The sequence below is a fragment of the Nonomuraea pusilla genome (assembly GCF_900109355.1).
GTDB classification, from domain to species: domain Bacteria; phylum Actinomycetota; class Actinomycetes; order Streptosporangiales; family Streptosporangiaceae; genus Nonomuraea; species Nonomuraea pusilla.
In genome coordinates this window covers 132,225-158,594 of sequence record NZ_FOBF01000019.1, presented here as the reverse complement: position 1 = coordinate 158,594, position 26,370 = coordinate 132,225, and the positions used below count along the sequence as shown (strand labels likewise).

21 protein-coding genes are annotated in these 26,370 nt (G+C 73.5%); 14 read left to right on the top strand and 7 right to left on the bottom strand.

Annotated features, from left to right (window positions below; all coding sequences use genetic code 11):
* Positions 1 to 9: 9 nt before the first annotated feature.
* Positions 10 to 1,947 (bottom strand): FtsX-like permease family protein, encoded by a 1,938-nt coding sequence (locus tag BMX74_RS32080; RefSeq protein WP_055510223.1) that lies wholly within the window; start codon positions 1,945 to 1,947, stop codon positions 10 to 12.
* A complete protein-coding gene (locus tag BMX74_RS32075) occupies positions 1,944 to 2,621 on the bottom strand; it encodes an ABC transporter ATP-binding protein (protein ID WP_091104342.1) in 678 nt (225 codons plus the stop codon). The genes BMX74_RS32080 and BMX74_RS32075 overlap by 4 nt, the downstream gene beginning before the upstream one ends.
* Before the next feature lie 91 nt (positions 2,622 to 2,712).
* Between BMX74_RS32075 and BMX74_RS32070 the strand changes: the two genes are divergently transcribed.
* Positions 2,713 to 3,360, top strand: a complete 648-nt coding sequence (locus BMX74_RS32070; RefSeq protein ID WP_055510478.1) for a response regulator — start codon at positions 2,713 to 2,715, stop codon at positions 3,358 to 3,360.
* Positions 3,361 to 3,406: 46 nt separating this feature from the next.
* Positions 3,407 to 4,120 (top strand): DUF4328 domain-containing protein, encoded by a 714-nt coding sequence (locus tag BMX74_RS32065; RefSeq protein WP_082535696.1) that lies wholly within the window; start codon positions 3,407 to 3,409, stop codon positions 4,118 to 4,120.
* 6 nt (positions 4,121 to 4,126) lie between these two features.
* Here the strand turns inward: BMX74_RS32065 and BMX74_RS32060 are convergent, their stop codons facing one another.
* The 3 genes from BMX74_RS32060 to BMX74_RS32050 form a co-directional block, all read right to left on the bottom strand.
* Positions 4,127 to 7,792: a DNA polymerase III subunit alpha gene (locus BMX74_RS32060; RefSeq protein ID WP_091104341.1), complete on the bottom strand. Its 3,666-nt coding sequence runs from the start codon at positions 7,790 to 7,792 to the stop codon at positions 4,127 to 4,129.
* Positions 7,792 to 8,058 carry a DUF6504 family protein gene (locus BMX74_RS32055; RefSeq protein ID WP_055510217.1) on the bottom strand — a complete coding sequence of 89 codons (267 nt, stop codon included), beginning with the start codon at positions 8,056 to 8,058 and terminating at the stop codon, positions 7,792 to 7,794. The genes BMX74_RS32060 and BMX74_RS32055 overlap by 1 nt, the downstream gene beginning before the upstream one ends.
* 79 nt (positions 8,059 to 8,137) lie before the next feature.
* Positions 8,138 to 8,884 carry a GntR family transcriptional regulator gene (locus BMX74_RS32050; protein ID WP_055510215.1) on the bottom strand — a complete coding sequence of 249 codons (747 nt, stop codon included), beginning with the start codon at positions 8,882 to 8,884 and terminating at the stop codon, positions 8,138 to 8,140.
* Positions 8,885 to 8,995: 111 nt separating this feature from the next.
* On the opposite strand from BMX74_RS32050, the gene BMX74_RS32045 reads away from it, so the two are divergent.
* The 7 genes from BMX74_RS32045 to BMX74_RS32015 all read left to right on the top strand — a co-directional run bounded on the left by BMX74_RS32045 (position 8,996) and on the right by BMX74_RS32015 (position 16,524).
* On the top strand, positions 8,996 to 10,150 hold the full coding sequence (locus BMX74_RS32045) for an ABC transporter substrate-binding protein (RefSeq protein WP_055510213.1): 1,155 nt from the start codon (positions 8,996 to 8,998) through the stop codon (positions 10,148 to 10,150).
* Positions 10,147 to 10,965 carry an ABC transporter permease gene (locus BMX74_RS32040; RefSeq protein WP_055510211.1) on the top strand — a complete coding sequence of 273 codons (819 nt, stop codon included), beginning with the start codon at positions 10,147 to 10,149 and terminating at the stop codon, positions 10,963 to 10,965. Before BMX74_RS32045 ends, BMX74_RS32040 begins: the two co-directional genes overlap by 4 nt.
* Positions 10,953 to 11,837, top strand: coding sequence for an ABC transporter permease (locus BMX74_RS32035; protein ID WP_055510209.1), 885 nt, complete (start codon positions 10,953 to 10,955; stop codon positions 11,835 to 11,837). Before BMX74_RS32040 ends, BMX74_RS32035 begins: the two co-directional genes overlap by 13 nt.
* Positions 11,834 to 13,117, top strand: a complete 1,284-nt coding sequence (locus BMX74_RS32030; protein WP_091104339.1) for an ABC transporter ATP-binding protein — start codon at positions 11,834 to 11,836, stop codon at positions 13,115 to 13,117. Before BMX74_RS32035 ends, BMX74_RS32030 begins: the two co-directional genes overlap by 4 nt.
* A complete protein-coding gene (locus BMX74_RS32025) occupies positions 13,107 to 13,715 on the top strand; it encodes an HAD family hydrolase (RefSeq protein ID WP_091104337.1) in 609 nt (202 codons plus the stop codon). Before BMX74_RS32030 ends, BMX74_RS32025 begins: the two co-directional genes overlap by 11 nt.
* A gap of 90 nt (positions 13,716 to 13,805) precedes the next feature.
* The gene (locus BMX74_RS32020) at positions 13,806 to 14,873 is read left to right on the top strand and encodes a hypothetical protein (RefSeq protein WP_143078831.1); all 1,068 of its coding nucleotides are present in this window, start codon (positions 13,806 to 13,808) and stop codon (positions 14,871 to 14,873) included.
* A 25-nt stretch (positions 14,874 to 14,898) separates the two neighbouring features.
* On the top strand, positions 14,899 to 16,524 hold the full coding sequence (locus tag BMX74_RS32015) for a serine/threonine-protein kinase (protein WP_256257386.1): 1,626 nt from the start codon (positions 14,899 to 14,901) through the stop codon (positions 16,522 to 16,524).
* On the opposite strand, the gene BMX74_RS32010 is transcribed toward BMX74_RS32015, so the two are convergent.
* Positions 16,521 to 17,126: a TetR/AcrR family transcriptional regulator gene (locus BMX74_RS32010; protein WP_475717165.1), complete on the bottom strand. Its 606-nt coding sequence runs from the start codon at positions 17,124 to 17,126 to the stop codon at positions 16,521 to 16,523. The genes BMX74_RS32015 and BMX74_RS32010 overlap by 4 nt on opposite strands.
* A 75-nt stretch (positions 17,127 to 17,201) precedes the next feature.
* Between BMX74_RS32010 and BMX74_RS32005 the strand changes: the two genes are divergently transcribed.
* From BMX74_RS32005 to BMX74_RS31985, 5 genes are all read left to right on the top strand, one after another.
* Complete coding sequence (locus BMX74_RS32005; RefSeq protein WP_420538155.1) at positions 17,202 to 18,791, top strand: ABC-F family ATP-binding cassette domain-containing protein; 1,590 nt, start codon at positions 17,202 to 17,204, stop codon at positions 18,789 to 18,791.
* On the top strand, positions 18,785 to 19,729 hold the full coding sequence (locus BMX74_RS32000) for a Vgb family protein (RefSeq protein ID WP_091104330.1): 945 nt from the start codon (positions 18,785 to 18,787) through the stop codon (positions 19,727 to 19,729). The genes BMX74_RS32005 and BMX74_RS32000 overlap by 7 nt, the downstream gene beginning before the upstream one ends.
* Before the next feature lie 138 nt (positions 19,730 to 19,867).
* Positions 19,868 to 20,815: a quinone oxidoreductase family protein gene (locus BMX74_RS31995; protein WP_091104329.1), complete on the top strand. Its 948-nt coding sequence runs from the start codon at positions 19,868 to 19,870 to the stop codon at positions 20,813 to 20,815.
* 9 nt (positions 20,816 to 20,824) lie between these two features.
* The gene (locus tag BMX74_RS31990; protein ID WP_055510191.1) at positions 20,825 to 21,439 is read left to right on the top strand and encodes a LysE family translocator; all 615 of its coding nucleotides are present in this window, start codon (positions 20,825 to 20,827) and stop codon (positions 21,437 to 21,439) included.
* 1,232 nt (positions 21,440 to 22,671) lie between these two features.
* Positions 22,672 to 24,486: an asparagine synthase-related protein gene (locus tag BMX74_RS31985; protein WP_091104327.1), complete on the top strand. Its 1,815-nt coding sequence runs from the start codon at positions 22,672 to 22,674 to the stop codon at positions 24,484 to 24,486.
* 285 nt (positions 24,487 to 24,771) lie between these two features.
* Here BMX74_RS31985 and BMX74_RS31980 read toward each other — a convergent pair whose 3' ends face one another.
* Positions 24,772 to 26,259, bottom strand: coding sequence for a cobyric acid synthase (locus BMX74_RS31980; RefSeq protein ID WP_091104326.1), 1,488 nt, complete (start codon positions 26,257 to 26,259; stop codon positions 24,772 to 24,774).
* Positions 26,260 to 26,370: the final 111 nt, after the last annotated feature.

Genomic DNA, 26,370 nt, shown 5'->3' with positions numbered 1-26,370 from the left:
CGCGTGTGCTCAGTCGGGGCGCGGCGCGGGGTCGGCCGTGACCGAGCGCAGCAGCGGCCGGCTCAGCGCCCCCGCGCCCGCCACGCCGCCGAAGCCCAGCACCACGCAGGCCAGCAGCGTGATCGCCCCCGTCGCGTTCATCGCGCCCATCATGAGCGGCACCGCGCAGATCATCCCCACCGCGATCGCCCCGCCGCCCATCACCGCGAGCGGCAGCAGCGTCTCCGTCCTGCGGGCCCGGTCGAGCACCTCCAGCGGTGTCCCGGCCAGCCGCAGCAGCGCGTACGTCTGCCGCCGGTCCAGGATCGACGAGGCGGCCGTGATGCCCGCGCTGGCGATCGCCACGAGGAACGACACCGCCAGCACGACCACCGTCCCCACCCGGACGTCGGCCAGGATCTGCGTCCCGAAGCGCTGGTCGTCGGCCTCGGTCGAGGCCGTGTGCCCGGGGACGAGCCCGGCGAGCGCGGTGCGCGCCCTGTCGACGCCGGCCGCGTCGGCGGAGCTGCCCAGCGCGGCGACCACGGTCTTCTTCGACTCGGCGACCGTCGCCGTCACCCCGGCCCGCTCCAGCCGTTCGCGGGCCTGTCCCGCCACCTCGGCCGTCTGCCCGGCGGGGACGGCCAGGCGCAGCTGCGGCGGCCCTTCGTCGCCGGAGAAGACGCCGGGGCTGAGCAGCCCGATGAAGCCCGCGACGAACCCGGTGAGCGCCACTCCGCTGACCGTGCGCCAGGCCGAGCGGGGGTCGTCGATCAGCCTGCGGGCCGCGAGCAGCCGGGCCGGCCGCCTCGCGGTGGCCGCCGCGATCCTCCCCACCAGGGCGACCACCCAGGGACCGACCAGGTTGACGCACAGGAACGCCAGCGCGATCACCGCCGCGATCACGCCCGCGCTGACGCCCATGCCGAGCACCGGCACCGCGGCCAGCGCCGCGAGCAGCGCGAGCACGCGGACGAAGCGCAGGGCGGGCGGCGTCTCGCGCTTGGCCACGCCGAGCGGGCTGACCACGACCCTGCGCAGCCCGGCGACCGCCGACAGCCCCACCAGCAGCGGCACCGCGACCAGCGTCCCCGCGACGACCAGCAGGCCGGGCCACAGGTCGCCCGCGTACCAGGGGCCGCCCGCCATGGGGATGCGGGCCAGGAGCGGCAGGGCCAGCGCGTACGCGGCGACGCCCGCCACCGCCCCCGCGAAGGCGACGATCACCGCCTCCGCCACCGTCATGCCGACCACCTGCCCAGGCGTGGCGCCGACCAGCCGGAGCGCGGCGAGCCGCTGGTCGCGCCTGGCGACGGTGAGCCTGGCCGCCGCCCCGCCGAACACCAGGAGCGGCACCACCATGAGCACGCTCGCGATGAGCGTCAGCACCTGGTACGCCTCGGAGTCCTCCGACGTCCTGCCGCGCAGGTCGGCCACCTTGGTCGGCGGCCTGCCGGCGATCCAGTCCTCGCTGCGCGCCGCCGTCATCTCGGGGTCGTCCGGCGCGCGGCCGACGACCGCGACCAGCTCGTCCGGGTGCACCAGCGCCGCGTCGCCGAGCACGCCGGCCTGGCGCGGCCAGCGCGCGGCGAGCTCGCCGGCGGGCAGCGTCCGCGCCAGCTCGGCGAGCGCCGGGGAGAGCCACGTCTCGCCCGGCTTCGGGAAGCGCGGCATGCCGGGCGGCGCGGGCGCGGCCGGGTCGAGCGCGGCCAGGTCGACGACGGTGATCGCCCGGTCGCGGACGAAGTCGAAGCGGGCGGCCTCGACGGCGACGGCCGGCCTGCCCTCGGCGGGCACCGGCGTGCGCCAGGCGCCCCGGTCGGCGCGGGCGGCGAACGCGAAGTTGGCGGCCACGGCGAACAGCAGCAGGGCGGTGGACACGGCGACCGCGGCCAGGGTGAGCCAGGTGCCGAGCAGGCCCCTGCGGCCGCCGCCCTTGAGCAGCCGCCAGGTCAGGTCGAGGTTCACGCCGGGACACCGCCCGCCAGCAGCCGCCCGTCGCGGACCTCGACCATGCGGTCGCACGCGCGGGCCACGTTCGGGTCGTGGGTGACGACGATCAGGGACGCGCCGTTGTGCTTGGTCGCCTCGACGAGCAGCCGCATCGTGTCGTGTCCGGTCTGCTGGTCGAGCGCGCCGGTGGGCTCGTCGGCGAACACCACGGCGGGCTTGGTGACCAGCGCCCTGGCGATGGCCACCCGCTGGGCCTGGCCGCCGGACAGCTCGCCTGGCCGCCGCTGCTCCATGCCGTGCAGGCCGAGCGGGACGAACCAGGCGCGGGCCGACCGCACGGCCTCCTGCCGGGCGACGCCGCCGAGCATGAGCGGCAGGGCGACGTTCTCCTCGGCGGGCAGCTCGGGCAGGAGCTGGCCGAACTGGAAGACGAACCCGAACCGGGTGCGGCGCAGGGCGCTGCGCTCCCGCTCGCGCATCCGGTCGATGCGCTGGCCGAGCAGGTGCACCTCGCCGTCGTCCGGCTTCATGATCCCCGCCAGGCAGTGGAGCAGGGTGGACTTGCCGGACCCGCTCGGCCCCATGATGGCCACGGCCTCGCCGGCGCGTATCGCGATGTCCACGCCGCCCAGGGCGACCGTCTGCCCGAACCGTTTGACCAGGGCCCGTCCAACAAGCACGTCGTTCATGGGGTCGAGCCTCCCGCGGGGGCGGGGTGCGGCGGATCGGCCTCGCGACCGGTTGCGCCTCGGCCGATCGGCCGATCCTAGAGTGGTCGCCGTGACTATTCGGGTGCTCATCGCCGACGACCAGCAACTCGTACGTACCGGCTTTCAGATGATTTTGGACGCTCAACCGGACATGGAGGTCGTGGCGGCCGTCGCGGACGGCGCCGAGGCGATCTCCGAGGCCAGGCGGCTCAAGCCGGACGTGTGCCTGCTCGACATCAGGATGCCCAAGCTCGACGGCCTGGAGGTGACCAGGCTCCTCGCCGGCCCCGGCGTCGAGCATCCGATGCGCGTGGTCATCGTCACCACCTTCGACCTGGACGAGTACGTCTACGGCGCGCTGCGCGCGGGAGCCACCGGCTTCCTGCTCAAGGACAGCGGGCCCACCCTGCTCATCGAGGCCGTCAGGGCGGCGGCGAGCGGCGAGTCGCTGGTGTCGCCGTCGATCACGGTGCGGCTGCTCCAGCACCTGGCCAGGCCGCGGCGCACCGCCCCCATGCCGAACGACCCGCTGACCGACCGCGAGCTGGACGTCGTCCGGCTCGTCGCCCGCGGCCGCACCAACCAGGAGGTGGCCGCCGAGCTGTTCGTCTCGCTCTCGACGGTCAAGACGCACCTGGGCAGCATCCAGGCGAAACTCGGCGTCAGGAACCGGGTGGAGATCGCGGCCTGGGCGTGGGAATCGGGTGTCGTGAGCTGATTAACAGCGAGGTCGGCGGGATACAAGTGAATCAGAACCTCAGCGCATGGCCCGGGGGGAGAACATCGTGCGCCACACCCAGGCACCGCCGACCAGAGCCGCCACCGCCGTCTACGTGACGCTCGCCGCGCAGATCCTCTCCCTCGGCGCCCTCGTGCTCTTCGAGACCACCCGCGGCCGCAGCCTCGCCGCCCAGCTCGCCGCCTTCGGCGGCCGCCCCCGGGGCGCCGAGGCGGAGGCCGTGGTGGGCGCGGTGACGACGTTCGCCGTCCTCATGATGGTCATGGCGGGCACCACGATCGCCGCGGCCGCCGCGTACGCGACGTGGCTGGTGCGGGCCAGGCAGGTCAGGGACCGCTCGGCCCTCGCCGGCCCGGTCGCCGCCGCCTGGCTGATGCCGGGCGTCAACCTGATCGCCCCGGTGATCCTGGTGGACGACGTGTGGCGGGCCGCCGAACCGCCCCGCGAGCGGCTCGGCCGCTGGCGGCTGACGCTGGCCGGCTGGTGGCTGAGCTGGCTGGCCACGCTGGCGCTGGTGACGATCCGCCTGCCGCTCGACTCCTCCGCCGGCGACCTCACCGGGGTCGGGCCGCTGGAGCTGGCCTGCGCGGCCGTGGCGGCGGCGCTGTGCGCGGCGACCGTCCACGAGATCACCCACGTCCAGCGCGCCGCCCTGGTGAGGGGGCCGCGCCGCGAGGGCGCCGAGACGCCCGCCGGGGACCAGGCGGCGGAGGCGGCCACGACGACCGTGCGGACCTGACCCTCCTCAGGCCGCGGTGGGGCCCGAGCTGCCCGGGCTGGCGTGCCACAGGCGGCGGGGCGGCGACGAGATCCCCGGCCCTGCCGGCCCCAGGTCGGAGTACGGCGAGAGCCGGTAGCCGTTCGGGTACTCGATCCTGCGCCCGCCGACCCCTCCGCGCTCCTCCGGCTTCCTGGCCAGGAGCTCCCTGACCGCCTCGACGCCCTCGGAGCGCCGCAGCGCGTCGAGGTCCACCAGGTCCCAGCAGTCGACGGCGCGCAGCGAGACCGCGCGGACGCCGGTGCGCCTGACCACCCCCTTGGCGACCATGAGCCAGGAGCCGAACACCGTCGCCGCGCACCAGCCCTGCACCGACTCGAAGAACGTCAGGTCCACCGGGCCCGTCGAGTCGTCCAGGGTGGTGAAGATGACGCGCTGACCCGAGCGCACGGCCGGCGTCTGCGTGGCCACCTTGACCCCGGCCACCAGGATCTCGGCGCCGTTGCGCTGGGCGAGCAGATCCTTCGAGCGCACCACGCCCAGCGCGTCGAGCAGGTCGTCGTAGAAGCTGAGGACGTGCCGGCTGACGTCGATGCCGAGGATGTCCAGCTCCGCCTCGACCATCTCCGTCTCGGTCATCTCGGGCAGCTCGCCGGCGGCGACGCGCTCGGTGAAGCCCAGCGGGAGCTGCACCGCGCCCTGCGGCTCCTCAGGCGGGCAGGCGGGCGAGGTGTAGCGCCTCGACGCGCGCGGCCCCTGCCTGACGCCGATCGAGGACGACCGTTCCAGCACGCCCACCTGCGCGACCAGGTCGCGCCTGGTCAGCTCGCCCGGCCGCCAGCGCGGGCCGCCGGGGTGCAGGCCGTGCAGCGCGTCGAGGCCGCCCACCTGGACGATCCGCTCCATCGTGGGACGCGACGGGCGGGCCCGGTCCCAGAAGTCGGCGAGCGACGTGTACGGCTGGCCCGCCACCATGCGCTCCACCTCGGCCTCGCTGACCCCCTTGACCGCCGAGAACGGCACCCGCAGCGCGTACCCCTTGCCGATCTCCTCGATCCTGAGGTCGCGGCGCAGCCGCAGCGGGTCGCCGTCGAGCTCCCCGCGCGGCACCCGGACGCGCAGCGGCGCGGCGGCGTCCTCGTCCCGCGGCCCGAGCCGCTCCACCCGCCAGTGCCTGCCCGAGGCGTTGACGTCGAGCGGCAGGATCCGCACGCCGCACTGCCTGGCCTCGTCGATGATGACGCGCGGAGGGTACATGCCGGGCTCGTGCGTGAGCACCCCGGCGAAGAACGCCGCCGCGTGGTGCCGCTTGAGCCAGGCCGACTGGTACGTGGGCAGCGCGAACGCCGCCGCGTGCGCCTTGCAGAACCCGAACGCGCCGAACGCGTCGAGCACCTTCCACGCCCGTTCGACCGCGTCGTCGCCGAACCCGTTGGCCTGCGCGAGCGGCACGAACATGCGGCGGACGCGGTCCCTGCCCTCCGGGGTGTCGAGCGCGCGGCGCATGCTCTCGGCGAACGACAGGTCCCTGCCCGTCATCACCGCGATGATCCTGAGCACCTGCTCGTGGAACACGACGACGCCGTGGGTCTCCTTCAGCGCGTCGCGCAGCCGCTCGTGCGGATAGTACGGCCGCCGCCACCCGCCCCTGGCCTCCAGGTACGGGGTGACCATGTCGGAGTTGACCGGGCCCGGCCTGAACAGGGAGATGTCGACGATCAGGTCGTGCATCGCGCGCGGCTCCAGCTTGGCGACCAGCTCGCGCTGGCCCGGCGACTCGATCTGGAAGCACCCGATGGTCCTGGCCGCGCAGATCAGGTCGTAGGTGTCCTGGTCGTCGTGCGGCACGTACTCGACGCCCGGCTCGTCGCCGCGCTGCGTGTCGAGCTCCACGACGACGTCGTCCACCCGCTTGATCTCGCTCAGCGCGTACGCCAGGGCCGACTGCATGCGCACGCCCAGCACGTCGAGCTTGAGCAGCCCGGCCTCCTCGACGTCGTCCTTGTCGAACTGCGACATCGGGAACTCCAGCATGCTGCGCTCGACCGGCGTCCTGTCGCGCAGCCCGGCGTTGCCGACGAGCACGCCGCACGGGTGCATGGCGATGTGCCTGGGCAGCCCGTCGAGCTTCTCGGCCAGCCGGAACACCCGGTCGAGCCCGGCCTCGCCGAGCCGGCTCTCGCGCAGCTCGGGCAGGTCGGCCAGCGACGCGGTGATCTGCCGCGCCCTGATGTGCGGGAACGCCTTGGCGATGGCGTCGATCTCGTGCGGCGGCAGGCCCATGGCCCCTGCGACGTCCCTGATCGCGCTGCGCGCCCGGTAGGTCTCCATCATCGACACGCACGCCACCTGGGACTCGCCGTAGCGGTCGAAGATGGCCTTGTAGCAGTCGAGCCTGCGGGCCGACTCCACGTCGAGGTCGATGTCGGGCAGCCCGACGCGGCTCTCCGCGAGGAAGCGCTCCATGAGCAGGCCGTGCTCAAGGGGGTTCACCCCGCCGATGCCGATGAGGTAGTTGACCAGGCTGCCCGCGCCGGAGCCGCGGATGGCGCAGCGCACGCCCATGCCGCGGATCATGTCGGTGATGCCGGCCACCGCCACGAAGTACCCGGACAGCCGCTTCCTCTCGATGATCCGCAGCTCGTCCGCGGCGCGCTCCCTGGCCTCGCGCGAGCGGGCCAGGCCGCGCGCGGCCAGGCCGTCCTCGACCCGGCCGCGCAGCAACGGCACCGGGTCGCCGCCGATCTCCGGCAGATGCAGGTTCGGCGGGTCGGCGCGCAGCGCCAGCAGCTCCAGCGGGTCGAGCGAGCACGCTTCCGCCAGCCGCCTGGTGGTGAGCAGCAGGCGGCCCGCCGCGGCCCCGTCGCCGCCGCAGATCCTCGCCGCCACCTGCCGCATCTCCTCGGTGCTCTTGAGGTAGGCGTGGGTGGTGGAGCCCTCCAGATGGCGCGGGTGCAGCGGGACGAGCTGGCGGGCCGCGTCGAGCACGTCGCCGACCTGGTGGTCGGCCGGGTCGAGGTGGCGCACCGCGTTGGTCAGCACCGCGGGCACCCCGGCCGACTCCGCCAGCGCGAGCATGCGCACGGCCGTGATCGAGTCGCGGAAGCCGTACTGGTCGGCCACCTCGACGACGACGCCGGGCACGGCCGCCCGCCACAGGGCGAGCAGCTCCGCGGCCCGCTCGTCGTGGCGCAGCGCCGCCGCCCGCCCCACGTCGGACCTGGGGCCGAGCAGCACGACCAGGCCGTCGTCCGCGCCGAACCCGTGGGCGCCGCCGGGGCCGCCCGCCCACGCCCCGACCAGGTCCCTGGTCACCTTCGGCGCGCCGCGCTCGCCCGCGTGGTGGGCGGCCGTGACCAGGCGGGACAGCCGCGCCCAGCCGCCGCCGCGGGCCAGCACGGTGACGCGGTCCTCGGCGTCGGGGCCCGTGCGCGGGCGCGGCGCCTTCAGCCACTGGCCCGGCTCGGGGGCCGAGGTGTCGAGCGCGAGGTTCACGCCGAGCACCGGCGCGATGCCGGCCGCCGCGCAGGCGTGGGCGTGCTTGACCGCGCCGTACAGGCCGTCGCGGTCGGTCAGCGCCAGGATGTCCATGCCGTGCTCGGCCGCCCGCAGCGCCAGGGCGTGCGGGAAGGCGGTGCCGTAGCGCATCGAGTAGGCGGAGCTCACGTTGAGGTGCGGGAACGGCGCGGTCATCAGTCCCACCCCCGCAGGAGCAGCCAGTCGCCGCCGGCGGTGTCGAACCTCAGCTCGTACGAGCCGACCTCCCGCCCCGGGCCGGCCTCGACCCGCCAGAAGCGGCGCTCGCCCGGATCGCTCTCGCCGGTCTTCCACCACTCGCGCGCGACCACCCAGTGGTCGAGCACGCGACGCACGAGGTAGAGGCGGTCGCGCCAGACGAACTGGATCGGATCGCCGTCCCTCGTCCACACCTCTATCGGGTCGCCATAGAGTCTGCTCAAGTCGCTTCTCCCCGCGGCTCCTGGTTCTGATGGTGAGCCACCCGGGGGAAGGCGGGTGCTATAAGTCGAACATATGTTCTCAGGGCCGGAAGCGCAAGTCGCCGGCCTGCCGGACGAGCGGGTTGGCGCCGATCGAGTTGCGGATGCTGAAGGTCACGCTCCCGGCCCGGTACCTGTCGTCCGACGACTCCACTGGTCTGCCCTCGTGCGTCGTGGTCACACGTCGCTGGCGCAGCAGCGGGCTGCCGCGGCGCACCCCGAGCAGCCGCGCGTCCTGCGCGCCCGCCGGCACGGCGTCGATGAGGTGCTCGCCGTACGCGAACACCAGCCCGATCGCGTCGTACAGCGCCTGGGTGACCGACTCGCAGTCGGGCGGCAGCCGCTCCACCTCGCCCGCCACCCACGCCGCGTACGCCGTGCGCTCGACGAGCACCGGCTCGCCCTCCAGCGAGCGCACGCGCAGCACGTCGAGCACCTCGCCCGAGCCGAGCCTGGCGGCCTCGGCGGCCGTCGCCGGCCTGCGGCGCTGCTCGATCACCCGGCCCTCGTAGCGGTAGCCGTTCGCGCGCGCCCACTGCGCGAAGCTGTGCAGCTCCGCGAAGCTCTGGCTGGGCGCGTTGCCCAGGACGATGCGCCTGGCGCCCTGCCGGGAGCCGACCAGCCCCTCGGCGGCCAGCACGGCCACCGCCTGCCGCACGGTGCCGCGCGCCGCGCCGAACCGCGCGGCCAGCTCGGCCTCGCTCGGCAACTGCGTGCCCACCGGGTGCGCGCCGGAGAGGATCTCCTCGCGCAGCTCATCGGCTATTCGTTCATAGCGCGCCACCATTGACGACCCTTTGCATTCATGAAAGAGCAACGTTTATGCGACTAACTGGTGCTCGCTTGTTTGGACAAGTCCACCTACGTTCTTCCCACACCCCTGGAGAGTGGAGGCGACGTGTTGCCACCTCGCGCCCGTACGGCCGGCGTACTCGCGGCCCTGACCCTGGCCACCGCGGCGTGCGGTGCCGCCCCGAGCACGCAGCAGCCTAAGACATCGTCGGAGGGCGGGGTCAACGCGGCCACCGCGACCTCGGCCGCCGACTTCGGCGGCTTCGACAAACTGGTGGAGGCCGCCAAGAAGGAGGGGGCGCTGCACGTCATCGCCCTGCCGCCCGACTGGGCGAACTACGGCGAGATCATCCAGAAGTTCCAAGAGAAGTACGGCATCAAGATCGAGAGCGAGACGCCGGACGCCGCCAGCGCCGACGAGATCAACGCCGTGAAGACCCGTAAGGGCCAGGACCGCGCCCCCGACGTGCTGGACCTCGGCCAGTCGTTCGCGATCAGCGGCGCCAAGGAGGGCCTGTTCGCGCCGTACAAGGTGCAGAGCTTCGACAAGATCCCCGAAGGGCAGAAGGAGCCCACCGGCCTCTGGGTGAACGACTACGGCGGCTACGTCTCCATCGGCTGCGACGCCAAGAAGATCACCACCTGCCCCACCAGCTTCGCCGACCTGCTCAAGCCCGAGTACAAGGGCAAGGTCGCCATGAACGGCAACCCGACCAAGTCGGGCTCGGCGTTCGCCGGCGTGTACGCCGCCGCCATCGCGAACGGCGGCTCCTACGACGACATCCAGCCCGGCCTGGACTTCTTCAAGAAGCTCAAGGACGCCGGCAACTACAACCCGGTCGAGACCACGCCCGCCACCATCGAGAAGGGCGAGACCCAGATCAGCATCGACTGGGACTACAACAACGCCGCGTACGCCCCCCAGATGGCGGGCAAGGGCCTCGACTGGAAGGTCAACGTGCCCACCGACGGCAAGTACTTCCAGATGTACGCCCAGGCCGTCAACAAGGACGCCCCGCACCCGGCGGCGGCCAGGCTCTGGCAGGAGTACCTCTACAGCGCCGAGGGCCAGAACCTCTACCTGAAGGGCTTCGCCCGCCCCGTGCTGCTGCCCGCCATGACCGCCGACGGCACCGTCGACAAGGCGCTCGCCGAGAAGCTGCCCCAGGTCGAGGGCACCCCCACGTTCCCCACCCCCGAGCAGGTGGACGCGGCCAAGGCCAAGCTGGCCGGCGGCTGGGACGCCGCTGTCTCGGGATGACCCGCTCCAGGGGCTGGCTCGGCGCGCTGCCCTTGCTGGCGTTCTTCGCCCTCGTCTTCGGGATCCCCGCCGCCGTGCTGGTGGCGGGGGCCCTCACGGCCGGGGGCGAGCCGAGCCTGGCGAACATCACGCAGAGCCTCCAGGGCGGCTACCTCACCGCGATGGCCGGCAGCGTCAAGCTGTCGGCCGTGGTCGCGGTGCTGGGCGCCGTCCTCGGGACGCTCCTCGCCCAGGCCGTCGTCACCTCGCGCTCCACGCTGCTGCGGGAGTCGGTGCTGACGGCCTCGGGCGTCCTGGCCAACTTCGGCGGGGTGCCGCTCGCGTTCTTCTGGATCGCCACGCTCGGCAACTCGGGCGTGGTCAGCGGGCTGGTCGGGCTGCCGACGGGCGCGCTCTACACGTTCTGGGGCCTGGTCGTCGTCTACCTGTACTTCGCGGTGCCGCTCATGGTGCTCGTCATGGCGCCCGCGCTGGACGGGCTGCGCCCGCAGTGGCGGGAGGCCGCCGCCAACAACGGCGCCACCGCCTGGCACTACTGGCGCCTCGTCGCGCTGCCGGTGCTGACGCCCGCCATGCTGGGCGGCGTGGTGCTGCTGTTCGGCAGCGCCTTCTCCGCCTACGCCACCGCGAACGCCATGGTCGGCACCGTCGTCCCCCTGGTCACCCTGAAGATCGCCAGCGCGCTGACCGGCGACGTGCTCGTCGGCCACGAGAACATCGCCCTCGCCCTCAGCCTCGACATGGTCGTGGTGGCCGGGCTGGTCATGGCGGTGTACCTGCCGCTGCAGAGGAGGACGTCCCGATGGCTGCACTGACCGGACTGGAGCAGGTGACCGCCGCCGCACCGGCCGCGCCCGCCCGTCCCCGGCTGTGGCGCGGCGCGGTGCTCCTGCCGGCCGCCGCCTACTTCCTCGTGCCGCTCTGCGCGTCGCTGTGGTACACGGTCCACACGCCGGGCGCGGGCGTGTCCCTCGCCGCGTACGGCGAGCTCGTCACCGCCGAGGGGTTCGCGCGCAGCCTGCTGCTCTCGCTGTCGCTCGCCGCCGCGACCATCGTGCTCGTGCTGCTGCTGACGCTGCCCGCCATGCTCGCGGTACGGCTCAGCGCGCCCCGGCTGCGCCCCGTGCTGGAGGTGCTGTGCACGCTGCCGCTGGTCGTGCCGCCGATCACGTTCGTCGCCGGCATCGGCACCGCGCTGCGGACCGGCGCCGACGTCCTCGCGCCCACCCCGTTCTGGGCCACGCTCATCGCGGCGCAGGACCCGGGGTTCCCCGTCGTGCTCGTGCTCGCGTACGTGGTGCTCGTGCTGCCGTTCGTCCACCGGTCGCTCGACGCCGGGCTGCGCACCATGGACGTGCGGACCCTCGTCGAGGCGGCCCGCAACCTCGGCGCGTCCTGGCCGCACGTCATGTTCCGCGTCGTCATGCCGAACCTGCGCTCGGCGCTCGCCAGCGCCTCGTTCCTGACCCTCGCCCTGGTGCTGGGCGAGTACACCGTCGCCAGCCTGCTCGGGTACGAGCCGTTCGCCGTGTGGATCGTCACGGTGTCGGGCTCCAAGGGCCAGGTGTCGGTCGCCGTGTCGATCCTCAGCCTGGTGCTCGTCTGGCTGCTGCTGCTCGCCATGTCCGGCGCCCTCGCCAGGAGGAACCCGGTCACGGCGCATCCCGTCAAGGAGAGAAGGACATGACCGCACGGGTGGAGTTCCGCGCGCTGCGCCGGGTCTTCGGCAGGACCGTCGCGCTGGACGGGCTCGACCTCACCGTCGAGCCGGGCGAGTTCGTGGCGCTGCTCGGCCCCTCCGGCTGCGGCAAGACCACGGCGCTGCGCTGCGTCGCCGGGTTCGAACGCCCCGACTCGGGGGCGGTGCTGGTCGACGGCCAGGACATCACGCACGTCCCGGCCAGCAAGCGCGACGCCGGCATGGTGTTCCAGTCGTACTCGCTGTTCCCCAACCTGAACGCCCGCGACAACGTCGCCTTCGGCCTGCGCGTGCGCAAGGTGCCGGTGGCCGTCAGGCGGGCCAGGGCCGACGAGCTGCTGGAGCTCGTCGGGCTGCCGTCGCACGCCGACCGCTACCCGCACCAGCTCTCCGGCGGGCAGCAGCAGCGCGTCGCCCTGGCCCGCGCGCTCGCGCTCGAACCGCGCGTGCTCCTGCTGGACGAGCCGCTGTCGGCGCTCGACGCCAAGGTGCGGGTGGCGCTGCGGGAGGAGATCCGCCGCCTGCAGCTCGACCTCGGCATCACCACGATCTTCGTCACGCACGACCAGGAGGAGGCGCTGTCCGTCGCCGACAGGGTGGCGGTGCTGCGCGACGGGCGCCTTGAGCAGTGCGGGCCGCCCGCCGAGGTCTACGACCGGCCGGCGACGCCGTTCGTGGCCGAGTTCGTCGGCACCATGAACCACCTGCCCGGCCGGGTGTCCGGCGACCGGGTGGAGGTGCTCGGCCAGGTCCTGCCGGTGGACGGGGCGCTGCCGGCGCAGCCCGGCGTGGACGTCCTCGTCCGGCCGGAGGCCGTGCGGGTGACGCCGCTGGAGGACGCGGCGGCGAACGGCGCGGCCGGTCTCACGGCCGAGGTGGTCGCGGCCTCCTTCAGGGGCGCCTCCGTACGGCTGCGGCTGCGCCTGCTCGCCGACGGCGCCACGGAGACCACCGCCGAGACCGCCACCGACACCGCCACCGAGACCGGCGGCGGGCAGGGTGACGGGCAGGGTGACGGCGGGCAGCGTGACGGTCTCGGGCGCCGGGCCGGCGAGGTGCTCGCCGACGTGCCCGGCCACGAGGCGGCCCGGCTCGGCGCCGGGGCGCGGGTCACGGTGCGCCTCGTCGAACGGCCCGTCCTGGTGGCGCCGCGCACCCCCGGCCCGGCCGCCTCCCCGGCGGACGTCCCGGCGTCCGCGTCCACCGGGCCCGAGCCCGCCCCTGCCGGCGCGTCCGGCGGTCCGGTTGCGCCCGGCGATGCGGGCTGAGGCGTTCGACGCCGTCCTGCTCGACATGGACGGCACCCTGGTGGACACCGAGGGCCTGTGGTGGCGGGCCACGGCCGCCGTCGCGGAGACGCTCGGGCGCCCGCTCGGCCCCTCCGACGTGCCGCACGTCCTCGGGCGCACCACCCACGACACCGCCGCCCACCTCCTGGCGGGGCGTCCGGGCGTGGAGGAGGTGGCCGCGCGGCTCACCGAGGCGTTCGCCGGGCACGTCGGCAGGGGCGTGACGCTCGTGCCGGGCGCGCGGGAGCTGCTGTCCGCCCTGTCGGCCTCCGCCGTCCCGACCGCCCTGGTCAGCGCCTCGCCGCGGCGCATCGTGGATCTGGTGCTGCCGCGGCTCGGCCACGCCTTCGACCTGGTCATCGCGGACGGGGAGACGGCGCGGGGCAAGCCGTCGCCCGACCCGTACCTGGAGGCGGCCCGGCGTCTCGGCGTGGCCCCCGCGCGCTGCGTGGCGGTCGAGGACAGCCCGACGGGGATCGCGGCGGCCCGCGCGGCCGGCTGCCACGTCGTCCGGGTCGGTCCGTCGGGCCTGCCCGGCCTGGACGAGATCCGCGCCACCCTGCGCCGGGCCTCCTGACACCCGCGCCGGGAAGATCCCCCGGGCGGGGGAGGCGGATGGCTCGCGGCGGGGAGGCCGCCGTCCGCGCGGCCCGGTGAGGCTGACGGCATGGTGCGCACAGGGGCAGGGCGGGCAGAGGCCGGTCAGGCGGGGGCGGGGACTGCGGCCGGTCTCAGGGGTGAGCTGTGGACGGCCGGCGCGGCGGTGTCCGCCGTCCTGTACGCGGTGCTGCGGGCCGGCTGGGAGCAGGCGGGCAGGTGGCGGCCGCTCTCGCCGGTCGGCGACGACCTGATCGTCTTCACCGGCTGGAGCGCCGTCTGGCTGTGCCTGGCCGCCGCGGCGGTGCTGGCCGCCACCCTCGCCGTACGGCCCCGTGGCCCCGCCCGTTGGGTGCCCGTGGTCGCCGCGTACGCCGTGGGCGCCGCGCTCGTCGTGTCGGGCGCGCTGCTCCTGCTCGACGTGGTGGGCGTGATCTTTCCCGGCCTCGGCATCCCGGTCTTCCCCCTGGGCGTGTTCAGCAGGGCCGTCTGCGTGACGCTCGGCGTGCTGGTGCTGCGCGCGGGCCGCCGCCACGCCCGTCGCACCGGGCGGGGCTGCGCCGCCTGCGGGCGGGCCATCCGTCAGCCCGCCGGGGAGCCCGCGGAGCGCGCGGCGCCCCCGATGATCCCGGTGTGGGCGTTCGCCGGCGCGTACGCCGCCGTGCTGGGCTGCCTGACCAGGATCGGGGCCCAGCTGTCCCTGGACCTCGGCGGCACGGGCACGCCCACGCCCGCGGACAGGATGGCGGGGACGGCGTCCCAGGTGATGTTCGAGGCCGGGTTCCTGCTGGCCGGGACGGTGCTGCCGCTCGCCCTCGTCCACCGCTGGGGGCGGGTGTGGCCGCGCTGGACGCCCGCGCTCGGGGGCCGCCGGGTTCCGCGCCCGCTGGTGCTGTGGCCCGCCGCGGCCGTGTCCTGCGGGCTGGTCGCGTACTTCGGGGTGGGGCTCGGGCAGATGGTCGCCGAGCGGCTGGCCGGGCGGCGGCCGTTCGCCGGGGACGGCGGCGGCCCCGAGCTGCCTGAGGCGTTCTTCTGGGTGGCCGTGCCGGCGTACTTCGTGTGGGGCGTCGGCATGGCGGTGGCGGCGGTCGCGTACGCGAGGGCCACCCGGGCCTCCTGCGGCGACTGTGGCGGATGAGCGCGGGTCGGTAAGCTAGCGCGCCGTGAGCGGTGAAACATCCCACATCGGGCGCTACCGGCTGCTGAGCCTGCTGGGTCGGGGTGGGATGGGCACGGTCCACCTCGCCGAGGACCCGTCCGGGCAGCGGGTCGCGATCAAGGTGATCAACCCGGAGCTGAGCCAGCACGAGCAGTTCAGGATGCGGTTCCGCAGGGAGGCCGACGCCGCCAGGCGGGTGCGCAGGTTCTGCACGGCCGCCGTGCTGGAGGCCGCGCTCGACGGCGGCCTGCTGTACGTCGTCACCGAGTACGTCCCCGGCCCCAACCTGGAGGAGGCCGTCAGGCAGTCGGGGCCGCTGCGCGGCTCCAGCCTCGACGCGCTGGCCGTCAGCGTCGCCACGGCGCTCACCGCCATCCACGCCGCCAACGTCGTCCACCGCGATCTCAAGCCGTCCAACGTGCTGCTCTCCCCCGTCGGCCCCCGCGTGATCGACTTCGGCATCGCGCGGGCGCTCGACACGCTGGGCGGGGTCACGGGCACCGGCGAGCTGGTCGGAACGCCCCGGTACATGGCGCCCGAGGTGCTGCGCGGCGACCCGGTCTCCCCCGCCTGCGACGTCTTCTCCTGGGGCTGCCTGGTGGCGTTCGCGGCCGGCGGCCGGGCGCCGTTCGGCGGCGAAACGCTCCCCGCGATCGTCTACCAGGTGCTCAACACCGAGCCGAACCTCGACGACGTCGAGCCGGGCCTGCGCGAGCTGGTCCGGGCGGCGCTGCGCAAGGACCCGGCGGCGAGGCCCACCGCGCAGCAGCTGCTCGACGCGCTCGTGGGCCGGTCGGCCGCGCCGGAGCAGGCCGCCCGCACCGCGCAGGTGGCCTGGCAGCACGCGACGACCCCGTTGACCGAGTCGCCGCCCCCGTCGCCGGGCGGCGCCCCGCGCGTGCGCAGGGCCGGGCTCCTCGCGGCGGGCGCCGCCGTCCTCCTGACCGCCGGCATCGGCGGGTGGGCGCTGCTCGCGCCCGGCGGGCCGCCCGAGCTGACCGTCCTCTACCAGGAGGACTTCACGCAGACCACCGGCGGCTGGGTCGGCACGTACGACGCCTCCGACAGCGCCGCGCGCGGCTACCGCACCGACGGCACGTACGGGCTGGACGTGGACGACGTCAGCTCGGAGCGGCTGGAGAAGGCGCCCGTGCCGTACACGCCGGTCACGCCGACCGCCTCGCCCGACCCGTCGGCCACCCCCACGCCGATGCTGCCCGCCACGGTGGTCGTCGGCGTCACGGCCGAGGTGAAGACGTTCAAGCAGACCGGCGAGTACGGCGTCTTCTGCCACAACGCCGAGGACGGCACGTACTACGAGTTCGCCCTCGACACCGCCGGCAACGCCAGGATCAGGCGGGTGTTCGACGGCTCGGGCGGCACCCTGGCCGCTCCGGTGAAGGTGGACGGCCTGGAGGCGAGGAACCGCGTCGTGGCGTCCTGCGAGCAGCGCGGGACGTCCGTGCGGCTCAGCATGTGGGTGAACGACGAGCTGGTGCGCCAGGTGGACGACCCGAACGGCATCCCCAACGGCGGCCTCGGCGTGTTCGCCCGCACCACGAAGGAGGACGGGTCGGTGCTGAAGACCGCGTTCGACGACTTCGAGCTGCGCGGCCAGAAGGAGCCCTAGCCCTCCGCGGTGCCGCCGAGCACGCCCGCGCGGGCGGCCGCGAGCGCGGCGTCGGCGGCGCGGTCGGCGTCGCGCTCGCTCACGGGCTCGTGGGCGACGAACAGCCGGTAGTAGACCGGCGCCACGGCGACCCTGATCACCTCGGCGGCGTCGACGCCGGCCGGCAGCTCGCCGCGCGCGACCGCGCGCCGTACGACGTCGGCCGACTGCTCGTGGCGGGCGGCGAAGAACGCGTGCAGCGCCCGCGCCGCCTCGGGGCTCTGCATGGCCGCCGCCACGAACGCCGACGACACGGGGCCGAGCCCGGGATCGGCGAAGCCGCCGCGGACGAGCTGGACGATCCCCCGCAGGTCGCCCCTGATGTCGCCGGTGTCGGGGACGGGCCAGGGCTCCTGGCCGGCCAGGTCGAGGGCGTCGGAGATGAGGCCGTCGACGCCGCCCCACCGCCGGTAGACGGTCGTCTTGTGGACGCCGGAGCGTTCGGCCACGTTCTCGACGGTCAGGCCCGCGTAGCCGTGCTCGGCGAGCTCGGCGAGCGTGGCCTGGCGTACGGCGTCGCGGACCCTGGCGCTGCGGCCTCCCGGCCGTCGGTTCGACTCCAAAAACAACTCCAGTTGCGTTAACGGCTCTCCACGTGACATACTAAAGCTACATTAGTTGCGATTGGAGCTTCTGTCCTGATCAACCTGCGCAAGGTTTCCCGGTCCTACGACCACCGGCCCGTCCTCACCGACGTCTCGATGTCCGTACGTCCCGGCGAGCGGCTGGCCGTCGTCGGCGAGAACGGCTCCGGCAAGTCCACCCTGCTCCGGCTCCTGGCCGGTCTCGAACGGCCCGACGACGGCGAGGTCACCGTCACCGGCGAGGTGGGCCACCTCGGGCAGACCCTCGGCCTGCCGCCCTCCCACACCGTCCGCCAGGCGGTGGACGCCGCGTTCGCCGGGCTGCGCGCCATGGAACGGCGCCTGCGCGAGCTGGAGTCCGAACTCTCCGGCGAGGGCTGGGCCGCGGCGGCGGACGAGTACGGCGAGCTGCTCACCGCGTACGAGGCACGCGGCGGGTACGAGGCCGGCGTCCGCGTCGAGCGCGCCTTCCACGCGCTCGGGCTGGCCCACGTCACCCCCGGCAGGACGCTGTCCAGCCTGTCCGGCGGCGAGCAGGCCAGGCTCGGCCTGGCCTGCGTGCTCGCGGCCGCGCCCCGCGTGCTGCTGCTCGACGAGCCCACCAACCACCTCGACGAGGCCGCGCTCACCTGGCTGGAGGACCGCCTGCGCGAGCACCGGGGCGAGGTCGTCGTGGTCTCGCACGACCGGGTGTTCCTCGACCGGGTCGCCACGGCCGTGCTGGAGGTCGAAGGAGGCCGCGTCAGCCGCTTCGGCGGCGGCTACTCCGGCTTCCTCGCGGCGAAGGCCGCAGCCAGGGCCCGCTGGGAGCAGGCGTACGCGGAGTGGGCCGACGAGGTGCGCCGGGTGCGCGAGCACGCGGCCACCACCGCGCGCCGGGTGGCGGCCGGACGCGACATGCGTGACAACAACAAGATGGCCTACGACCGGAACGCGGGGCGGGTGCAGAGCTCCGTGGCGACCCGGGTGCGCGACGCCCACGAGCGGCTGCGCCGCCTGGAGGCCGACCCGGTGCCGCGCCCGCCCGAGCCGCTCCGCTTCCGCGGCGCCTTCACCGGCCCCCTGGACGACGCCCGGGCGGAAGAGACGGCGGCGCAGGCCGGGCCGCTGGTCGAGTTGCGGGACGTCCGGGTGGGGGACCGGCTCCACGTCGGGGAGCTGACCGTCAGGCCCGGAGACCGGCTGCTGGTCCGGGGCGCGAACGGCGCCGGCAAGTCCACGCTGCTGGAGCTCGTCGCCGGGCGCGCCCGCGGCCGTGTCGGCCATCTGCGCCAGGAGGTGGCGTTCGACCCCGGCCGCACCGTGCTCGCCGTCTACCGGCGCGGCCACGGCGGACACCCCGACGACGCCGCGCAGGCGCTGCTCGCCACCGGTCTGTTCGCGCCCGAGACGCTCGGCGTCAGGACCGGCGCGCTGTCGGTCGGCCAGCGGCGCAGGCTGGCGCTGGCCCTGCTGCTCGCGGGCGAGCACGACCTGCTGCTGCTCGACGAGCCGACCAACCACCTGTCGCCGCTGCTGGTGGAGGAGCTGGAGCAGGCGCTCGACCGCTTCCGCGGGGCGCTCATGGTCGTGACCCACGACCGCGCCCTGTCGCGGCGCCTGCGCGCATCCGTGCTCGACGTCGTGGAGGGACGCGTATGTTGATCGAGATCGAGGCCGGCGCGCCGTACGGCGTCGCCGCGGGCCCCGACGGCGCGCTCTGGTTCACGCTGGTGCACCAAGGCGGCGTGGGCAGGCTGGTGCCCGGGGGCGAACCGGAGATCCGCCGGCTCGACCCGGCCGGCGGGAAGCCCATGGTGATCACGCGGGGCGCCGACGGCGCGATGTGGTTCACCGAGGGCGGAGCCCGTCCCGAGGACGGCAGGATCGGCCGCGTCACCATGGCCGGCGAGATCACCCACCACCCCGCGCCCGCCCCCTACGGCCTCGCGGCGGGGCCCGACGGCGCGCTGTGGTTCACCTCGATGCAGCCCGGCGGCGTCGGCAGGGTCGCGCCCGACGGCACGGTCACCGTGTTCCCGCTGCCGGTCGAGGGCGGCATGCCCGCGGGCATCGCGGCGGGGCCCGACGACGCGCTGTGGTTCACCCTCAACCAGGCCGACGCGGTCGGAAGGATCTCCCTCGCGGGCGAGGTGACGCTGCACGCGCTGCCCACGGCGGGGGCCGCCCCGGTCGGCATCACGGCGGGCCCGGACGGCGCGCTGTGGTTCGCGGAGATCGGCGCGGGCCAGGTCGGCCGCGTGGACGTCACCGGGAAGGTCACGGAGTTCCCGCTGCCCGACCCCGGTTGCCGGCCGCACGCGATCGTCACCGGGCCCGACGGCGCGCTCTGGTTCACCGAGTGGGCCGCCGGACGGCTCGGCCGCATCACCGTGGACGGGGCCGTCGAGGAGCACCCGCTCCCCCGCCTGGAGGCGCCCGGCGGCGGGGAGCCCCCGGCGCCGGAGCCCCACGGCCTGTGCGTCGGCCCCGACGGCGCGATCTGGGTGGCGCTGGAGGCCGGCGCCCTGGCCCGCTTTCCCCTGACCCGGGCGCGGAGGGACCTTCCGTGGAGGCCTGCACCCTGGCCCGCCTTCCCCTGACCCGGACGCGGAGGGACCTTCCGTGGAGGCCGGCACCCTGGCCCGCTTTCCCCTGACCTCGGCCCGGCCCGGCCCCGGCGGGTCGTTCTCCGGCACCCGGGTGGTGGCGTGGCGGCGCGGGCGAGGTTGACTAGGCACATGCATGCCATAGTCGTCTCCGCCCAGGGCGGCCCCGAGGTTCTCGAGTACGCCGAACGTCCCGACCCCGTGCCGGGCGACGGCGAGCTGGTGGTGGACGTCGCCGCGAGCGGCGTCAACTTCATCGACATCTACCACCGCTCGGGGGCGTACCCGCTCCCGCTGCCCGCCGTCATCGGCTCCGAGGGCGCCGGCGTGGTCTCGGCCGTGGGCCCGGGCGTCTCGGGCGTCGCCGTCGGCGACACCGTCGCCTGGGCCAACGTGCTCGGCAGCTACGCCGACAAGGCCGTCGTGCCCGCCGACCGCGCGGTGCCGGTGCCCGGCGGCGTCCCCGCCGACCTGGCCGCCGCCGCGATGCTCCAGGGCATGACCGCCCACTACCTCACCCACTCCACCCACGAGGTGCGCGAGGGCGACAAGGTGCTCGTCCACGCCGGCGCGGGCGGCATGGGGCAGCTCCTCATCCAGCTCGCCAAGCTGAGAGGCGCCACCGTCTACGCCACCGTCTCCACCGACGAGAAGGAGAAGCTGGCCCGCGCGGCCGGCGCCGACGAGGTGCTGCGCTACGACACCTTCGCCGACGCGCTGAGCGGCACGGTCGACGTCGTCTACGACGGCGTCGGCGCGGCCACGTTCGACGGCGGCCTGCGGGCGCTGCGCCCGCGCGGCCTCATGGCCCTGTACGGCGCGGCGAGCGGCCCGGTGCCGCCGCTGGACCCGCAGGTGCTGAACCGGTCGGGCTCGCTGTTCCTCACCCGCCCGACGCTGGTGCACTACGTCGCCGAGCGCGACGAGCTGCTGTGGCGGGCGTCAGACCTGTTCGGCTGGCTGACGTCCGGGCAGCTCAGGATCGAGGTGTCGCACCGCTACCCGCTGCGCGAGGCGAGGCGGGCGCACGAGGACCTCGCCGGCCGCCGCACCACCGGCAAGCTCCTCCTCGTCCCGTAGGCGGCGGCCGTGGACATCACCGGAGCGGTCCTGTCGTTCGCGGCGGTCGTCGCGCTGCTCACGCTCACGCCGGGCCTGGACACCGCGCTCATCCTGCGCACGTCGCTGGTCGCGGGCCGGCGTCCCGCCTGGGGGGTGGTGCTGGGCATCCAGCTCGGCACCCTCACCTGGGGCGTGCTCACCGCGGCGGGGCTGTCGGCGCTGCTGTCGGCCTCCCGCCTGGCGTACGACGTGCTGCGCTGGGCGGGGGCGGCGTACCTGGTGTGGATGGGGCTGCGCATGCTCCTGGCGAAGGCGCAGGAGACGGAGGCCGTGCAGGAGACCGTGGGCTTCGGCCGGGGCTTCGGCCGCGGGCTGCTCACGAACCTGCTCAACCCGAAGGTCGGCGCGTTCTACGTGGCGATGCTGCCGCAGTTCATCCCCGCCGACGCGCCGCACGCGGCGATGGGGCTGCTGCTGGCGGGCGTCCACGTGGCGGAGGGGCTGGTGTGGAGCTGCGTGCTGATCGCCTTCGCGTCGCTGATGAGCACCGTCCTGCGTTCACCGTCGGTGCGCCGCCTCCTGGACCGGGTGACCGGGGTCGTGATCGTCGGCTTCGGCGTCCGCCTCGCCTTCCAGGACTAGCGCCCGACTCAGCCATCCCAGCGTCATTCGAGAAGGTGGGCGCCGGGCACGGCGGTCGCCGGGGTGAACCGCTGGGCCGGGTCGTCCGGCAGCCAGGACGTTCTCCGCGCGTTCGCGTCCGGGTGGTGGACCACGAGGGCTGGTCCACTCCCGGACGTTCATGGGCGTCGACGCCGTGACGGCCTCGTACGTGGAGCACAGCTTCGCGCCCGGAGACCATCGGCCGATCCCGGCCAAGTGGCGGCCATGCCGGGCCGCCTTGTCTCCAGCGGACACGGCAAGGCCCTCCGTCGAGCTCCGCTGCGCCCAGTGCAGGCGTCACTCGGTCCGGCGCAGGTAACGCGGGTCGTCCACCTTCCAGCCAAGTCACTGACCACCATCACACCGGACAGTTCGGCGGGCAGCCGGCAGGCGTTCCGCGAAATCTCGCCTTCCTGCGCCTATAGGGCCGACCAAAAGATATGTCTGACCGCGTGCCAACAACTTGTGACTTTGAGTGTCCGGCGATGCCGGCATCAAACTTGCACATCACTTGCTCCTGCTGTTAGCGTGACAAACGATCAAGGTGCTTGCAGTTAGAGGGGTGCATGCAATTGACAGCGTCGAATCCGCAGTCCTGACCTGATGCGAAGAGGTCAGGAGGGAACGCCATCCTGCCCCAAGTTCTCGATGCCCCAAACCGTTGCTGAGTTTGTTTGACACATGCGCAAGCTCAAAGCTTGATATGGGATGATTCTGCGCCGGCTTGAGCGAACGGCGAAGATCCTCGGCGATGTCCTGCCACGGAATACGCCGGCCTCGACCCTGTCTCGTGAACATCTGCCCCGAGAGCAACTCGTCTCCTCGTTCGTGAGGGCATGCGGATGCGATTCGCAAGAAGCAGAGCGGTGGGTGGAGATTCGGCGTTGAGACTCTTCCGCGAAAGGGGCCCGAGCCTCCGCAAGGAGAGATTCGTGACCCTTGGAGTCCAGAAGCCGCCGATGGCCTTCTTGCGCGTCTTCTCCCTCGCACCGAGGCCGCTGCGACCCACCGGCTCGTCCAGTACAGGTGCGTCACGGGGACGTCCGGCTGTGACGCGTACAACCACAAGTACCGACAGTCCCGCACCTGCACCTGCACGGTCGTCAGCCGCACCTCGTGGGCCTATTACGCCGGCGGGTGTCGACATGGTGTCTCCCCGCCTCCCAAGCGCGGGGAGACACTCCCTTCCAGACACGATTACAGGCTGAACTATGCGTATTTACCTGGCAGTGGCCGCCAAGCACTCTCAAGCCGATGTCACGAGAGCCATATCGGCTGCACGGTCGGTAATCGACCAAGTGTTTCCCGTTCCGCCCGAGACGGTGACCGAGGCCGCCTGGACCGAGACAGAAGCAGCGCTGCTGGCATGGTCCAATGAGGGCTCCGCCCCGAATCGGCCGCCACTGCTGGTGAAGAGCGGAAACCACGCCACGGGGATCAGCGGAAACCTCTCCTGGGACGGTGATGTCACCCGGATCGGCAAGGCCGTCACACTGCACGACGAAGCGCGGCGCATGGCCGGCTGCTTCTCCGCTTTGCGCGGAGAAGCGGAAGGCGTTCAGGCGGTGACCTCCAGTACCCGGGCCTTCCCGGTCTTCTACGCGGAGAATGCCGACTTCCACGTGATCGGCACCCGAGCGCTGCACGTCCACCTCGTAGCGACAGGCGGGAAAACAGTCTGGGACGAGATCGCCCTCCAGTCGATGATTCGCCAGGGATACTTCCTGTCCGACGAAACCCCGTATTCGGGGGTGAGGGCTCTCCCGCCGTCCTCCGCCATTCGCGTCCGCGGAGCGCATCGAACGATCTGGACGGAGCCTCTTCCGCAGGCGGATCCGACACCGAGTTCGTCACGAGCCCGGCGCGCGGCCATCGCCAGACTGGCGGATGCGCTCGTGGCGGCGGTCGAGCCCTTGCGGGCGGCCCCCGAGCCGGTGAACCTCGCGCTGACCGGAGGCCGCGACAGCCGTCTGATGGCGGCGCTGCTGCACGCCGCGCGCATACCCTTCCGGGCTACCACGAACGGGTTGGACACCCATCCCGATGTCGTGATCGCCCGTCTGATCACTGGAAAGCTGAGAGTCGACCACACCGTCATTCCTCCGGTACAGACGGAGCGAAAGGACGCGGTCGTGATCCCGCACCCGCAGGAACGCACATACGAGGTGGTGCGGACGTGCGAAGGGATGACCTCCGCCTACGAGAGCATCGTGGAGTACCTGCCCTATAGCGCCAAACCCACGATGTCCGGGCAGAGCGGCGAAATCCTCAGAGGCGGCTTCCTCTACAGCCAGGGACAGACCACCGACAAAGCGATGCGTCGCCGGGTCAACGACTTCTTCCTGAAGAACGAGGCGCTGTTCACCGAGGACGCGAACACGCACGCGAAGGAGCTGGCCGCCCCCTGGCTCGCCCGGGTCGGGGAGAACCCGTGGGAGGTCCTCGACCACATGTACATCACCTACCGGGTGGGCCGCTGGCACGCCGCCGCCAGGGCCGGCTCCCTGCGGCGGGGCGATCCCGTCCAGCCCTTCCTCGACAACCGCGTCGTGGTCGAAGCACTCTCACTCGACCAGCGATGGCGGCACTCCGAGGAGGTGGTCTACGAGTTGATCCGGCGCTTCGCCCCGGGTCTCGAGAAGATCGAGCTCGAGGGAAGCCCGTGGCGATTCGCGGCGGACGGCGGAAAGCCGAGTGGGACGTGGTCGTGGCCGTGGTCGCGCACGCCCGCCCCGCCCAAAGCCGTCGCCAAGCCGGTCAAGAAGACCAACGCGAGCTGGAACTGGCGGACCAGCCCGGGGCCGGTCCTGTCAGGCTTGCTCCGCGACTATGTCCTCGAACGCGCCGACGCCCTGTCCGCGCTCGTCCGGCCGGACGAGCTGAAGGCCGTGTTCGCGGCGCCCTCTGTCACGCAGCCCGCGCTCGCCTGGAACCTTTACACCGTCGCGGCGCTCCTCACCGGCATGTTCCCGGGTGCGCCGCCTACAGGGCTCGAACCTGTCCGCGTGGAGATTCCCGGTTCTTGACAGCCACACTCGTAACTGTCCAGTTGACAAGGAGGACTGTGCCTTTCGTTGTCATCCGGGCCCTACGGCGATCGCCCTCGGCTTACTGAATCTTCTGCTCACCTATGGCGTTATTCGCAAGGTGCGGACATATGAGGCTCTGGTCTCCTCGCTGTCCATGCCCGACGTAGCGCTCCCCCATCGGAGCAACGATCGGCCCATTTAGTGCGGTAACCACCGGCGGGCGTGAAATCTCTCACGACGAGTTGCCTGAGCAGGTGATCGCCGGATTCTTCTCGCGCGAGGTCAGCCGGCGGTGGGCGCCCCTGGCGGGAGGACGGGCACCGGGTGCGGGCCGCGTTCGATGAGGTCGAGCAGGGCCTCCGTGTCGAGGTGGCGTTCCACCAGGTCGCCGAGCGCGTCGAGGCGTTCCTCCCGTAGCCGGGCGAAGTCCGTGCCGGGCGCGGGGACGAAGTCGCGGCCCGCCCGCTCGGCGACGTCGGCCAGGAAGGCGCGGCGGAAGGCGTCGTTCTCCAGCGCGCCGTGCCAGGTCGTGCCCCAGACGTCGCCCTGGCGGCAGCCGTCGAGGAACGGCTCGCCGCCCTCCACCGTCGCCACGCCGTGGTGGATCTCGTAGCCCGTCACCGGCCGGCCGTACGCGTGGCCGGTGGGCCTGCCCAGCCGCTTCTCGGCCGCGAACTCCACCCGTACGGGCAGCAGCCCGAGCCCTTCCACGCGGCCCGCGCCCGACTCCACCTCGTCCACGATCTCGCGGCCCAGCATCTGGAACCCGCCGCACACCCCCAGCACGGGGCCGCGGCGGGCGGTGATCGCGCCGGCGAGCCCCGTCTCGCGCAGCCAGGCCAGGTCGTGCACGGTGGCGCGCGAGCCGGGCAGCACGACGAGGTCGGCGTCGTCCAGCCCGGCCGGGTCGGTCGCGAAGCGCACGGTGACGCCCGGCTCGGCGGCGAGGGCGTCCACGTCGGTGAAGTTGGAGATCCGGGGGAAGCGCACGACCGCGACGCGCAGCGTCTGCCTGCCGTGCGGCGGGCGGACGCCGACGCGGCGGGCGTCGAGCGCGAGGGAGTCCTCGACGTCGAGCCAGAGGCCGTCCAGCCAGGGCAGGACGCCGTAGACGCGGCGGCCGGTGAGGCGGCGCAGCATGTCCAGCCCGGGTTCGAGCAGGCCGAGCGCGCCGCGGAACTTGTTCACGACGAAGCCGGAGACGAGCGCCTGGTCGTCGGCGTCCAGCAGGCCGACCGTGCCGTAGAACGCGGCGAACACGCCGCCCCTGTCTATGTCGCCGACCACGATGACGGGCAGGTTCGCGGCCCTGGCCAGGCCCATGTTGGCGATGTCGCCCCTGCGCAGGTTGATCTCGGCGGGGCTGCCCGCGCCCTCGCAGATCACCACGTCGTACTGCTTCCTGAGCCGGTCGAGCGCGCCGAGCGCGGTGTCGCGCACGAGGTCCCTGAGGCGGCCGTACTCCATGGCGTCCACGTCGGCGACCGGCCTGCCCATGAGGATGACCTGGCTGCGCCGGTCGCTGCCCGGCTTGAGCAGGACGGGGTTCATGTCGGCCACCGGTTCGAGGCCCGCGGCCTGGGCCTGCACGGCCTGCGCCCGGCCGATCTCGGCGCCGTCGGCGGTGACGTACGAGTTGAGCGACATGTTCTGCGCCTTGAACGGCGCCACCCTGACTCCGCGGCGGGCCAGCCACCGGCAGATGCCGGCGGTGACCACGCTCTTGCCCGCGTCCGACGTGGTGCCCGCGACCAGCAACGCCCCCTTCATGCGATCAACGTAGCGGAAAGGGCGGATATGCGAGGCATTGAGGCTTATGCGCCTTGTTCCCACCGCAGCAGGAACAGCACCATGACGGCGCGGCGGCGCACGGCGGCGCCG